This is a genomic window from Salinarimonas ramus (assembly GCF_014645695.1).
Classification (GTDB): Bacteria; Pseudomonadota; Alphaproteobacteria; order Rhizobiales; family Beijerinckiaceae; genus Salinarimonas; species Salinarimonas ramus.
The window spans coordinates 99,988-111,818 of record NZ_BMMF01000008.1; the positions used below are offsets into that span (position 1 = coordinate 99,988).

The 11,831-nt window shown below is 69.6% G+C and carries 13 protein-coding genes; 5 read left to right on the forward strand and 8 right to left on the reverse strand.

Going from position 1 to position 11,831, the window contains the following annotated elements:
• Nucleotides 1-57: 57 nt before the first annotated feature.
• On the reverse strand, nt 58-1,035 hold the full coding sequence (locus IEX89_RS14225; protein WP_188913892.1) for a C4-dicarboxylate TRAP transporter substrate-binding protein: 978 nt from the start codon (nt 1,033-1,035) through the stop codon (nt 58-60).
• Nucleotides 1,036-1,112: 77 nt separating this feature from the next.
• Between IEX89_RS14225 and IEX89_RS14230 the strand changes: the two genes are divergently transcribed.
• A complete protein-coding gene (locus IEX89_RS14230) occupies nt 1,113-1,892 on the forward strand; it encodes a GntR family transcriptional regulator (protein WP_188913893.1) in 780 nt (259 codons plus the stop codon).
• A 217-nt stretch (nt 1,893-2,109) separates the two neighbouring features.
• Here the strand turns inward: IEX89_RS14230 and IEX89_RS14235 are convergent, their stop codons facing one another.
• A complete protein-coding gene (locus IEX89_RS14235; RefSeq protein ID WP_188913894.1) occupies nt 2,110-2,880 on the reverse strand; it encodes a Crp/Fnr family transcriptional regulator in 771 nt (256 codons plus the stop codon).
• Nucleotides 2,881-3,028: 148 nt separating this feature from the next.
• Nucleotides 3,029-3,829, reverse strand: a complete 801-nt coding sequence (locus tag IEX89_RS14240) for a Crp/Fnr family transcriptional regulator (RefSeq protein WP_188913895.1) — start codon at nt 3,827-3,829, stop codon at nt 3,029-3,031.
• 205 nt (nt 3,830-4,034) lie between these two features.
• Here IEX89_RS14240 and IEX89_RS14245 point away from each other — a divergent pair, with 205 nt between their 5' ends.
• Nucleotides 4,035-4,367 (forward strand): hypothetical protein, encoded by a 333-nt coding sequence (locus tag IEX89_RS14245; protein WP_188913896.1) that lies wholly within the window; start codon nt 4,035-4,037, stop codon nt 4,365-4,367.
• Here the strand turns inward: IEX89_RS14245 and IEX89_RS14250 are convergent.
• Both IEX89_RS14250 and IEX89_RS14255 read right to left on the reverse strand, forming a co-directional pair.
• Entirely contained in the window at nt 4,327-4,659 is a 333-nt protein-coding gene (locus IEX89_RS14250; protein ID WP_188913897.1) for a hypothetical protein, read from the reverse strand. The genes IEX89_RS14245 and IEX89_RS14250 overlap by 41 nt on opposite strands.
• A 79-nt stretch (nt 4,660-4,738) precedes the next feature.
• On the reverse strand, nt 4,739-6,400 hold the full coding sequence (locus tag IEX89_RS14255) for a methyl-accepting chemotaxis protein (RefSeq protein WP_188913898.1): 1,662 nt from the start codon (nt 6,398-6,400) through the stop codon (nt 4,739-4,741).
• Between the two features lie 456 nt (nt 6,401-6,856).
• Between IEX89_RS14255 and IEX89_RS14260 the strand changes: the two genes are divergently transcribed.
• The 3 genes from IEX89_RS14260 to IEX89_RS14270 all read left to right on the forward strand — a co-directional run bounded on the left by IEX89_RS14260 (nt 6,857) and on the right by IEX89_RS14270 (nt 8,701).
• Nucleotides 6,857-7,321: a PAS domain-containing protein gene (locus IEX89_RS14260; protein WP_188913899.1), complete on the forward strand. Its 465-nt coding sequence runs from the start codon at nt 6,857-6,859 to the stop codon at nt 7,319-7,321.
• Between the two features lie 91 nt (nt 7,322-7,412).
• Complete coding sequence (locus IEX89_RS14265; protein WP_188913900.1) at nt 7,413-8,093, forward strand: HAD family hydrolase; 681 nt, start codon at nt 7,413-7,415, stop codon at nt 8,091-8,093.
• Nucleotides 8,090-8,701 carry an NUDIX domain-containing protein gene (locus tag IEX89_RS14270; protein ID WP_188913901.1) on the forward strand — a complete coding sequence of 204 codons (612 nt, stop codon included), beginning with the start codon at nt 8,090-8,092 and terminating at the stop codon, nt 8,699-8,701. The genes IEX89_RS14265 and IEX89_RS14270 overlap by 4 nt, the downstream gene beginning before the upstream one ends.
• 24 nt (nt 8,702-8,725) lie before the next feature.
• On the opposite strand, the gene IEX89_RS14275 is transcribed toward IEX89_RS14270, so the two are convergent.
• The 3 genes from IEX89_RS14275 to IEX89_RS14285 form a co-directional block, all read right to left on the reverse strand.
• On the reverse strand, nt 8,726-10,054 hold the full coding sequence (locus IEX89_RS14275) for a TRAP transporter large permease (protein ID WP_188913902.1): 1,329 nt from the start codon (nt 10,052-10,054) through the stop codon (nt 8,726-8,728).
• On the reverse strand, nt 10,051-10,629 hold the full coding sequence (locus IEX89_RS14280; protein ID WP_188913903.1) for a TRAP transporter small permease subunit: 579 nt from the start codon (nt 10,627-10,629) through the stop codon (nt 10,051-10,053). Before IEX89_RS14280 ends, IEX89_RS14275 begins: the two co-directional genes overlap by 4 nt.
• Before the next feature lie 97 nt (nt 10,630-10,726).
• Complete coding sequence (locus IEX89_RS14285) at nt 10,727-11,794, reverse strand: C4-dicarboxylate TRAP transporter substrate-binding protein (protein ID WP_188913904.1); 1,068 nt, start codon at nt 11,792-11,794, stop codon at nt 10,727-10,729.
• Nucleotides 11,795-11,831 lie beyond the last annotated feature (37 nt).

Genomic DNA, 11,831 nt, shown 5'->3' on the forward strand with positions numbered 1-11,831 from the left:
CTCCCGGAGGGAGGAGGCGGCGGCCGCGCGAGGGGCCGCCGCCGCGGGAGGGGCGGCTCACTCGCCGGCGGCGATGGCCTGGAGCTCGTCGCGCAGCGCGCCGTAGCCGAGCTCGTCGTAGACGGACGCCGTCGCCTCGCGGAAGGGCGTCGTGTCGATCTCGACGACGTTGACGCCCTTGGCCTCGAGGTCGGCCTCGATGGCCGCGAGCGCGTCGCGGGTGCCGTAGGAGGCGACGTCGCCGGCCTCGAGCGCCTCCTCGCGCAGGGCGCGCTGGAAATCCTCCGGCAGCGAGTCGAACCAGGCCGCCGAGGTGACGAGGCCGGTGATCAGGTTGATGTGGCCCGTCTTTGTGATGTCGGTGATCACCTCGTCGAGGCGCGCGCCGACGACGGCGGGAAGCTGCGCCTCGGCGGCGTCGATGACGTTCTGCTGGAGGGCGGAATAGACCTCGCCCCACGGCATCGGGGTGGGCGTCGCGCCCATGGCCGAGATGGTCTCGACCCAGACCGGCGCGCCGGGGGTGCGCATGCGCAGGCCCGAGAGGTCGGCGGGGCCCTCGATGGGCTTCTGGGTGAGGAGATGGCGCTCGCCCTGCCACCAGTTGAAGCTGAGCACCTGGTGGCCGGAGGCCTCGCGCAGCTTCTCGACCCACTCCTCGAAGCGATCGGAGGTCACGACCCGGCGCATGCCGTCGTAGCCGGAGGCGAGGTAGGGCGCGCCCAGCACGCCGAACTCGTTCTGGAAGACCGCGAGGCGTCCGCCGTCGACGACCACGGCCACCGGCGCGCCGGCGCGGGCCTGCTCGAGCACGTCCTCGTCGGGGCCGAGCTGCGAGTTCGGGAACAGGCGGATCTCGACGGCGCCGTCGGTCGCCTCGGCCACGCCGTCGCGGAAGGATTCGAGACCCTTGTAGAGCGGGTCCTCCACGGCGAGCGCCGTGTTCACGTTGAGCGTATAATCCGCCGCTGCGGCGGGTACGGCGACCGCGAGGAGGGTGGCCGCGAGAGCAGCGGCTGCCTTGTGGTGCGTCATGTCTTCCTCCCATCGCTGCGTCTGGACGGCAGCGTTCAACGTCGGTAGGCTAGTATGGTAGCAGACGAGGTGTCAACATGAGTGGGCGGGTGCGCTTCGAAATCGACGATCGGCAGGAGGGTCCGCGCCACCGTCCGCGCCCTCTCGGCCAGCGCACCATCGGGCAGCGCGTCTTCGAGGTGCTCAAAGCCGCCATCGTCCAGCTCGACCTGAGGCCCGGCGACAGCCTGTCGGAGGCGGAGATCGCCAAGGAGCTCGGCGTCTCCCGCCAGCCGGTGCGCGAGGCCTTCATCAAGCTCGCCGAGGCCGGCCTCGTGGAGGTGCGCCCGCAGCGCGGCACCTTCGTCGTGCTGATCTCCCAGCGCGAGGTGGAGAACGCGCGCTTCCTGCGCGAGGCGATCGAGGTCGCCATCGTGCGCAAGGCGGCGCAGACCGCTTCGTCCGAGGCGCTCGCCGACCTGCGCGACATCCTGGAGCGCCAGCGCGATGCGCGCGCCGCCGCCGACGCGGCGCATTTCCTGCGCCTCGACGAGACCTTCCACTACGCGCTGGCCGTCGCCGCCGACTGCACCCACGCCTGGAGGGTGCTGGAGACGCTCAAAGCCCAGATGGACCGGGTGCGCTTCCTCTCGCTGCCCGATGCCACCCCCGTCGACGTGCTGATCGCCCAGCACCAGGCGATCCTCGACGCCGTGGCCGCCGGCTCGCCCGGGGACGCGGAGGCGGCGATGCGCGCCCATCTCGCCGAGATCCTGGTCTCGCTCCCCAGGCTCGCCGCGGACAAGCCCGAGCTCTTCGAGCCCGTGGCGAGCGAGAAGGCGGCCGCCGGCGCGAGCGAGCCGCGGCTGCGGCTGTGAGGCGCCTGCGACCGCGCGCGCCGCGCCGCCGCCTCGAAGGCGCGCAGAGCCTTCAGCGGAGGAAGGGCACGGCGTCGTGTGCGGTCGGGCACGTGCGCGAGCTCCGAACGACGACGGCGCTCACGGCGAGCCGGTCCGTTCGTCCTGCGATGAGCGAGGATAGGGGTCTCGGGACGCGAGGGTCAACGCTCGGCGCGGCCGGCGGCGCACCGCCGCATCACGCCGGCGGATCGCTCGTCACCGCCGGCGTCGGGGCGTCACCGACAGCGGCGTCGAAGCCCTTCGTGATGACGTCGTAGCATTCGCACGAGAACCGGCGCAGGCGGTAGCGGTCCTGCACGTGCATGGCGCCGCGGCGATAGGCGATGGCGCCGTCTGCCGCGAAGCCGCTGCAGATCTCGCTCACCGTGGCGCGGCGAACGCAGAGCGCCTCCGCGAGCGTCGATTGCTTCAGCGCGAAATCGTCGCCGACGCGGTCGTGCGCCTGGAGCAGCCAGCGTGCGGCCCGCTGCTCCGCGGAATGGACCGCGACGCAGGCCGTCGACTGGAGGGAGGCGTTGAGCATCGCCTGGCCGAGCTTCATGTAGACGTTGCGCGCCTCGAAATCGGTGCGCACGGCGGCGTCGACGGTCTGGATCGGCACGAAGAGCGCCGTGCCGGCGACGCGCACGAGATAGGTGCGCGCCGCGACCTGGCTCATGAGGAGGCTCGACGCACCGATCTTGCTCTCGTTGCCGATGGTGGAGGATTCGACGAGGCGTCCGTCGGCGAGCACGGTCACCTCCGAGACGACGCCGCTCTCGATGAAGACCGAGTGCGTCAGGCGATCGCCTGCCTCGTAGACGACCTCTCCCGCGTCGAGGGGATAGCGCTGCGCGTCGCGCAGGATCATGGCTCGGGCGGCCGGCGGCAGGCTCGCGAGGATGCGGCTGCCGATACCCGTCGGCTCCGTCGTCCCGCCCTCGATCGGGTCCGCATGCTCGCCCACCGTCCTACCGCCACCTCGTCGAACCGATTCGCACGGCATCGTACGCAGGCTTAGCGGGCGGGTCACGCGATCGTCAACTAAATCACGATGATTTGACTGGCGAATACTTTAATTACGACAGCGTACACACAGATGCCGATCCACTGCGTCACCGGCTCGGCTGCACGTTATTTCTGGAAGAATGATCTTGATGACGTAACGTCTCACCGTCAACGTCGTTACTCTCGCTCGCACACGTGGCAGTCGCGGGCGCCGCAGCGGCGATCGCGCGGTAGCATTCGCACGCGGCAGCCAGCAGCACGTCGCGCCCGTCGATGCGCATGCGCCCGCGCGAGTAGGCGATCGCACCCTCGGCGGCGAACGCGCTGCAGATCTCGCTCACCGTCGCCCGGCGCACGCCGAGCGAATCGGCCAGCGTCGCCTGCTTGAGCATGAAGGGCCCCGAGCCGGTGCGATCCTGCGCCTCGAGCAGCCACCGCGCGAGCCGCTGGCGGGTGGAGTGGACGCGATTGCAGACGGCGAGCTGGAGCGCCGTGTGGAGCGACGCCTGCGCCTCGCGCATGAAGACGTTGCGGGCGGAGAAGTCGCTGCCGATCACGCCGTGCAGGTCCTCGATCGTGATCGCGAGGGCCTCGCCGGCGACCCGCACCTCGAAGCGCCGCCGCGAGAGCGGATCCATGAGAATGCTGGTCGGCCCGACGCAGCTCTCGCGCCCGATGGTGCTCGATTCGGCGAGGCTCCCGTCAGCCAGCGGCGTCAGCTGCGAGACCACGCCTCGCGTCGGGAAGAACGTGTGTGTCAGCCGATCGCCGACGTCGTAGAGGATGGCGCCGAGCTCGAGGTGACGACGCTCGGAGACCTCCGCGATGCGCACGCGCGACGCCTCCGGCAACGCGTCGAGGATCGCGTTCCCGGTCCACGTACTCGGATCCGGGATCTTCTCCGGCAATCGAGACCTCCGACGTCGTCTGTCAGACGTCCACCTTAGACATGTTTGAAACGCCGGTGCAACTACGAGGGACGAGACCGGTGCACGCACGGTCGCTTCCGGAACCGCTGTGCTTCCGCAGAGTTAAGGAGCGTTTGACGGGACCATGCTTCCCGCGCTTATATGTACGCTATCGGAATCACTGCGAAAGCGCTCGAGGATCTTCATGCCGCGTGTCGTCGCTCTCGACGAAAAGGTCTGCGCCCTGCATCGCGCCTTCTCGCAGCTGCGCCAGCGTACGGACCGAACGCCGGAGCATCTGGCGGCGGACGGCCTCTACGAGTGGGTGGACGAGCTCGCGCTCGAGATCATGCGCACGCCCGCCCAATCCTGGCGGGCGGCGCAGTGCAAGGCCGAGGTGATGCGCTCCTGGTTCGCCGCCGACGCGATGGGCGGAGCCTGCGCCGATCCCAAGGCGGCGGCGGCGCTGGAGCATTTCATCGACGAGTTCGAGGCCCTCATCGCCGCGCATCTGCCGGACGATCCGGCCCGTCGCTGAGATCGCCCGCCCGCGCCGCGCGCACGCCGACGCTCTCGAGCATCCGCACGCCGGCATCGATCATGGCGTCCATCTCGTCGTAATGCGCCCGCAGCTTGCGAAAATCCGGCGTCGCGCTGGTGATGCAGCCGGCGACCGTTCCCGTGCGTGTGCCGAGCGTGAGGCGCCGCGTCGCGGCCTCTGCGACATCGAGGGAGCGCCGCATCTCCGCGAGGCGCTCGCGCGCGGTCATGAGGTCCTGGAGCGCTTCCGCGGGATCCTGCGCGGCCGGTGTCGAAACGTTCGATGACATGGGAGATGTCCTTCGGTGAACGACGAGGCGCGAGCGGGGCGTGGGCGTGCCCGACGACGCGCGCACGCCCGTTCCACCCTCACGCGGCGCGGATCGTCGCGACGAAGCGCCCGAGCTCCTCGCGCAGGAGGTTCGCGTCCCGCGACAGCTGATTGGCCGCGGAGAGGACCTGCGAGGACGCGCTGCCCGTCTGCGAGGCCGCCTCGCGGACGTGCACGATCGTGGCGCTCACGTGACCCGTGCCCTGCGCCGCCTCGCTGACGTTGCGGGCGATCTCGCCGGTCGCGGCCTGCTGCTCCTCCACGGCGGAGGCGACGCCGGTCGCGATGCGGTTCATGTCGGCGATGGTCGTGCCGATGGCCTCGATGGCCTCGACGGCGCTCATCGTGGTCGTCTGGATCTGCGCGATCTGCTGCGCGATCTCGTCGGTGGCCTTGCCCGTCTGGTCGGCCAGCGACTTCACCTCCGCGGCGACGACGGCGAAGCCCTTACCGGCTTCGCCGGCACGCGCCGCCTCGATGGTGGCGTTGAGCGCCAGCAGGTTCGTCTGCGAGGCGATCTCCGAGATCATGTCGACGACGTCGCCGATGCGCTGCGCCGATTGCGAGAGCTCGCGCACGAGCGCGTTCGTGCGGCGCGCCTCGTCCACCGCGCTCGACGACTTCTCGGCGGATTGCGTCACCTGCGACCCGATCTCGCCGGCGGAGGCGGCGAGCTCCTCGGCGGCGGACGCGACGGCCTGGACGTTGGAGGAGGTCTGCTCGGCGGCGGAGGCGACGGCGGCGGATTGCTCGTTCGTGCTCTCGGCCGTGCGCGACATCGAGCGCGCCGTCGCCTCCATCTCGGTCGCGGCCTCCGAGAGGGACATGACGAGGCCGCCGAGCTTCGCCTCGAAGGCGTCGGCGAGCTCCTGCGTCGCCCGGCGCTTCTCGGCCTGGGCCTGCACCTCGCGCTCGCGCGCTTCCTCCTCCATGGCGCGGTTCTGCGCGAGCGCGTCTCGGAAGACCCGCAGCGCGCCGGACATGGCGCCGATCTCGTCGCCGCGATCGGCGCCGGGGATCTCGGCGGCGAGATCCCCGCCGGCGATCTTGCGCATCGCCTCCGTCATGCCGGCGATGGGATTGGAGATGGCGCGGCCGAGCAGGTAGGCGACGGCGATGCCGACGACGAGGGCCGCGACGCTCGCGCCGATGGCCAGCATCTCGGCGCTGCGCAGGTCCGCATCGATGCGCGGTGCGAGCGCGTCGCGCAGCGCCTCGATGGTGCGCGACGCCTCGACCATGGGCGGCATGGCGGCGCGGCCGGCGTCGCGCAGCCGCTCATAGGCAGGCGAGACGCCCGGCGGCTGATCCCCGATGGCCCCGTAGAGCTCCTGGTAGGTCTGCAGACCGACCTCGATCCCCGCCAGCGCCTGCCGCAGCTCCGGATCCCGCGCGGTGGCGAGCGCCTCCGCGTATGCGCTGCGCGCCGCCTCGAAATGATCCTCGAGGGCATAGGCGTGGGACGCGTCGCCGGTGAGGAGGAAGCTCTCGGCGGACACACGCGAGGCGTGCATCTCCGCCTGCATGCGTCCGAGACTCGAGGAGACGCGTGCGACTTCCGCATAGGTGGCGAACAGGTGGCCGGCATCGAACAGGGACCACGTGGTCTTGGCCGTGACGCCGGTGAGCGCCACGAGGATGAGCGCGAAGGCGCCCGCGATCTTGGCGCGGAGCGAGAGATTGGTGAGGCGTCGGATCATGTCACACCTTCGGACGGGCGCGGGCCGTGTGGGGGCGTGCGCTGGAGCAGATTGTCGGTTTTCGACCGTTCTCCAGCCGGGTGCGGCGCAGGGCGTGGATCGAGGCGATCCATCGATCGAGCGACGGACATGGCATTGAGTACGGTGGCGTATTCTGTACGCCGGCGCACGTTGCGTCAGTCGTCCTTACTTTCTCGTTAATTTTCGCCTCTCGTAAGCAATCGTACTTCATTTTGGAGTCGAAAACATAGGTTCTCCGACTTGTGGTTCGATGTTTCAAGTGTTTATTTTTGTGGGCGAGGGAACGACGCGGAGCACGGCGCCTGCCATGCGCGAGCGCGATGCAGACATGCGGACGCGACACGTCCGAATGTCGATTTGCGGTAGCGCGGCCCGGAACACCTCTGGCATACCGGACTTGCCGTCCATCAGCCCAGCTCCAACGCGTCAGTACCGATGTTCCCCCTCGAGCTCATCGCCCTCCTCGCCCATCATCTCGCCACTGCGGTCGTGATCACCGAACCGGATCTAGACTTTCCGGGGCCGACGATCCGCTACGTCAACCCGGCGTTCCTGGCCTTGACCGGCTACCAGGCGAGCGAGCTTCTCGGCGCGAGCCCGCGCCTCCTCCACGGACCGGAGACGAGCCGCACCGCCCTCGCGGAGCTCGTCCGCGCCCTGCGGGACGTCGGCAGCTTCCACGGCGTGCTCGCCAATTATCGCCGGGGCGGCGAGCGCTACCTGTGCGAGATCAGGGCCTTCCGCATCGACGACGACAATGGTCGACCGGCAAATTACGTCGCGTTCGAACGCGAGGTCGTCCGACGGCGGGGGCGCCCGCGCGCGGGAACGCTGGGGCGGTACAAGCCGGTGCTCGCGCAGACGCAGGACGAGCTCGTCGACCTCTTCGCCAAGATCTGATCCCGCATCCGCTTTGACGAGGCTACGCCACCTGAGCTAGCAACGACACGGGCGGTTCGTCACGAAGCGCCGCCGATGCGGGGAGCCGACGATGGCGCATGATTTCGCTCTGCTGATGGATCTCGACGGTACCCTGATCGACACCGACCCGCTCCATCTGGAGGCGTTCCGGCGGCTTCTCGCGCCCCATGGCCGCTCCATGGACGAGGAATACTACACGACGAACGTGATGGGATCGTCGAACGACGCCATCATGTCCGCGCTCTTCCCCGAAGCCGACGCGGCCGAGCGGCGCGCGCTGGGCGAGCGCAAGGAGGTGCTCTTCCGCGAGCAGCTGACTGGTCCGCTCGACCCGAAGCGCGGCCTCGGCGCGTTCCTCGCCTTCGCGCGCGAGAACGGCTTCGGCATCGCCGTCGTGACCAACGCGCCGCGCGACAACGCGACGATGATGCTCGACGGGCTCGGCGTCAGCGACCTGATGGACCACGTTCTCATCGGCGACGAGCTGCCGCGATCGAAGCCCGACCCCTATCCCTATGCCGAGGCCGCCCGCCGGCTCGGCGTCGACATGTCCCGTGCCCTCGCTTTCGAGGATTCGGGGCCGGGCATCCGCTCCGCCTCCTCCGCCGGCGCCTACACCTTCGCGCTCGAGAGCGCGCTCGGGCGCGAGCGGGCCCTGGCCTCCGGCGCGTCCGAGGTGATCGCGGACTTCGCGGCGCCGGCGCTCTGGCGCAAGATCGAGGCGCTCACGGGCCGGGAGATCGTGCGATGAGCGAGACGCACGACGAGCGAGCCGGTCCGCGGGCGGTGATCCGCAGCCGCGAGGTGCTCTCGGACGATTGGGGCGTCCTGACCAGGTACGAGCTGTCCTACCGACGCTACGACGGCTCCTGGCAGGACATGACGCGCGAGACCTACGATCGCGGCCACGGCGCCGTCGTCCTGCCCTACGACCCGGTGCGCGGCACGATCGTGCTCACCCGCCAGTTCCGCCTGCCGGCCTTCGTCACCGGGCACGACGAGGACCTGATCGAGGCCTGCGCCGGGCTCCTCGACGCGCGCGATCCCGAGACCGCGATCCGCAAGGAAGCCGAGGAGGAGACCGGCCTCACGCTCGGGCGCATCGAAAAGATGGGCGTGTTCTACATGAGCCCGGGCTCCGTGACCGAGCGCCTGCACTTCTTCCTCGCGCCCTACGAGAGCGCCGTCGACACGGCGTCCGTGCGCGGCAACGCGGGCGAGGGCGAGGACATCCGCGTCGTGGAGATCACCCTCGAGGAGGCGCTCGCCATGATCGAGGACGGGCGCATCGTCGACGCCAAGACCGTGATGCTCGTCCAGCACCTGGCGCTGCGAGCGCTGCGCGCGGATCGCCCCTGACAGCCACGCGATCGCTGCCGACGCTCACAGGAAGAGCGTCGCAGTCAGCGGGAAGAGCGCGACGAGGACGAGGACGACGAGCATCACCGCGATGAACGGCATCGTCGCCGAGAACACCTGCTCGATGGAGACGTCCGGGTCGTCGAGCGTGCTGTGCACCGTGAAGACCGAGAGCCCGAAGGGCGGCGTCAGGAGCCCGATCTCCACGGCGAGCACGGTGACGATGCCGAAATGGCTGAGATCGAAGCCCATGCCCAGCGCGATCGGCGCGGCGATCGGCACCATGATCAAGAGGATCGACGTGCTGTCGAGGATCATCCCCATGAGCAGGATGATGATCGTGTACAAAAGCAGGAAGCCGTAGGGCCCGAACCCCGATTGCGCGACGAGGTCCGCGATGGCGTTGGGCAGGCCCGCGATGGAGAGCATGCGCGAGTAGAAGCTCGCCGCGATGAGAAGCAGCAGGATCGACACCGAGATGACGCCCGTCTGCTTCATCACCTGCCAGAGCTTGCGGCGATTGAGCGAGCGCCGCGCCAGCGCGACGAGGAGCGCGCCGAAGGCGCCGACGCCGCCGGCCTCGGTCGGCGTGAAATAGCCGGTGTAGAGCCCGCCGAGCACCAGCACGACGAGGACGACGATGGGCACGAGCTTCGCGACCATGGTCGAGAGCGGCATCGGCTCGCGGGTGCGGTCGAGCCTCCGCTCGCGGCTCGCCTTCGGGTCGGTGAGGACGAAGCGGGGGAAGAGCACCGTGATCGTCATCAGCATGGCGACGAAGCCGCCCGCCAGCATCAGCCCCGGCACGATGCCGGCGATGAACATGCCGCCGATGGAGACCTCGGCGAGGACGCCGTAGATGATGAGGAGCAGGCTCGGCGGGATCAGCATGCCGAGCACGGAGGAGCCCGCCACCGTGCCCGCCGAGAAGGCGGCGCGGTAGCCGTGGCGCTTCATCTCCGGCACGGCGACGCGGGTGAAGACGGCAGCCGAGGCGATCGACACGCCCGTCACCGCGGCGAAGACCGTGTTCGCCGCGACCGTCGCGACCCCGAGCCCGCAGATCAGCCGGCGCAGGAGCTCCTCGGCCACCTCGAACGTGTCGCGCCCCACGTTCGAGACGCTGACGAGGAGCCCCATCAAGACGAAGAGCGGGATCGTCGCGAAGAGATAATCGGCGATGCCGCTGTAGGCGGTGAGCTCGAGCATGCGGAAGGCGAGCCCGAGATTGTCGCGGATCACCCAGATGCCGGTGAAGGCCACCGCCAGGAGCGCGTAGGCGATCTGCATCCCCGCGAGCACGAGGACGACGAGGAGCCCGATGAAGAGGAAGCCGAGGGTGAGCGTCGTCATGAGGCGCGCCTCAGCTTGCGGATCTCGTCGTTGGCCACGTAGAGCGCGGCCAGCGCAGCGAGCCCCGATCCGACGACCGTGATCAGCCGGAAGGGCCAGGTCGGGATGGTGAAGACGCCCTGCACGCCGAAGAACTCGGCGGTGCGCCAGGCGTCGGCGAGCTTGGGATAGGACGCCCACAGGACGAGGGCGAAGATCACGGCGCCCGCGAGCGCGAACACGGTCTCGAAGAGCGCGAGCGTGCGCGGCGAGGCACCTTCCAGGCGGCGCAGGACGAAGTCCGCTCGGGTGAGGCGCCGCTGCAGGATCGCGGCGGCGACCTGCAGGAAGACGATGGCCACGACGGAGCGCGCCGCGATCTCGGAGACGCCGGTGATCGGCGCGTCGAGGAAGTTGCGGCCCACCACGTCGGCGATGATCAGCAGCATCAGCGCGCCGATCCAGGCCGTGCCGATGGAGGAGAGGATCGCCGCGAGCCCGCCGAGGATCGCGCCGACGGGCGCCTCCGAGAAGGGCGGGACGTAGGCGTCCTCGTCCGGCGTGCCGGCGCCCTCGCCTGTGGTGTTCGCGCTCATGCTCCTCCCCCGCCCGCGACCGGGCCCGTCTCGCGCGAGACCCGCCCGGGGGAAACCCCCGGGCGGGCGTCGCTCGCATGCTCTCGGACGTCGTGCCTCAGAGACCCTCGTCCCAGGCCCGGCGCGGCTCGATCCCGCGCTCGCGCAGGGCGTCGAAATAAGCCTTCAGCACCACGCGGCCCTCGTCGCCGGTCTGCTCGAGCCAGGGCTCGACGATGTCGGGCAGGCCGTTCACCCAGGCCGCCTTCTCCTCCTCGGGCAGCTCGTGGATCGTCAGCCCCGCCGCCTGCATCTCGTCGAGGGCGCGCGCGGCGAGGTCGGCCACGTAGTCTCCGTGGGCGATCGAGGTCGCCTGCGCCGCCTGGCGGAAGGCGTCCTGGACGGGCGCGGGCAGGCCCTCGAAGAAGTCCATGTTGGCCGCGATGCCGCCGAAATACATCGAGCCGATGCCCACCCGGGTCAGCTCCGGGGCGACCTCGTAGACGCGGGTCGGCAGGATGCCGGACGCGAAGGAGAGCGTGCCCTCGGTCACGCCGGTCTGGATGTTGGTGTAGTAGGTGGTCAGCGCCCCGTCGACGGGCGTCGCGCCGGTCTCCTGGAGCCAGTTCGCCGAGGTGCCGGGCGCGTTCAGCTTGCGGTTCTGCAGGTCGGCGAGCGAGGTGACCGGGAAGGTCGCGTAGATGTCGTAGCTGTCGGTGATCAGCGAGGACAGGTGCACCATGCCGTTCTCGGCCCAGCTGTCCTTCAGCTCCGGCAGGTTCTCCGAGAGATCGTCGAAGATCTCGATGATGACCCGGTGATCCTCGGTGGCGAAGGGCGTGAAGTAGGTCACGTTCTGGAGCGGCATGTTGGCGCCCTCCCAGACGGTGCCCACCATGCCGACGTCCACGATCCCGTCCATCACCGCCTCGCGGGTGTCGGTGAACTTGTAGAGCGTGCCGCCGTAGCTCTCCATCCAGTCGATGGCGTATTCGCCGCTCTCCGCGAGGATGCGATCCACCTCCGGTTGGAAGGTGTTCTTCATCGCGTAGACCCAGATGTTGTTCTCCGGGTGCGACGAGCCGATGTTGACGGTGATGGTCTCCTGCGCGAGCGCGCCGCCGGCGCCCGCCAGGAAGAGCGTGGTGGCGAGCGCGGTGGCGCCCGCGAGATGCCTGGTGCTCATGTCGAGTCCTCCCTGAGAGTGAGATCGGGCCTCGTTC

Coding starts and splice junctions, on each gene's coding strand:
- IEX89_RS14225 (WP_188913892.1), bottom strand. CDS start 1,035: ATGACGCACCACAAGGCAGCCGCTGCTCTCGCGGCCACCCTCCTCGCG.
- IEX89_RS14230 (WP_188913893.1), top strand. CDS start 1,113: ATGAGTGGGCGGGTGCGCTTCGAAATCGACGATCGGCAGGAGGGTCCG.
- IEX89_RS14245 (WP_188913896.1), top strand. CDS start 4,035: ATGCCGCGTGTCGTCGCTCTCGACGAAAAGGTCTGCGCCCTGCATCGC.
- IEX89_RS14250 (WP_188913897.1), bottom strand. CDS start 4,659: ATGTCATCGAACGTTTCGACACCGGCCGCGCAGGATCCCGCGGAAGCG.
- IEX89_RS14255 (WP_188913898.1), bottom strand. CDS start 6,400: ATGATCCGACGCCTCACCAATCTCTCGCTCCGCGCCAAGATCGCGGGC.
- IEX89_RS14260 (WP_188913899.1), top strand. CDS start 6,857: ATGTTCCCCCTCGAGCTCATCGCCCTCCTCGCCCATCATCTCGCCACT.
- IEX89_RS14265 (WP_188913900.1), top strand. CDS start 7,413: ATGGCGCATGATTTCGCTCTGCTGATGGATCTCGACGGTACCCTGATC.
- IEX89_RS14270 (WP_188913901.1), top strand. CDS start 8,090: ATGAGCGAGACGCACGACGAGCGAGCCGGTCCGCGGGCGGTGATCCGC.
- IEX89_RS14275 (WP_188913902.1), bottom strand. CDS start 10,054: ATGACGACGCTCACCCTCGGCTTCCTCTTCATCGGGCTCCTCGTCGTC.
- IEX89_RS14280 (WP_188913903.1), bottom strand. CDS start 10,629: ATGAGCGCGAACACCACAGGCGAGGGCGCCGGCACGCCGGACGAGGAC.
- IEX89_RS14285 (WP_188913904.1), bottom strand. CDS start 11,794: ATGAGCACCAGGCATCTCGCGGGCGCCACCGCGCTCGCCACCACGCTC.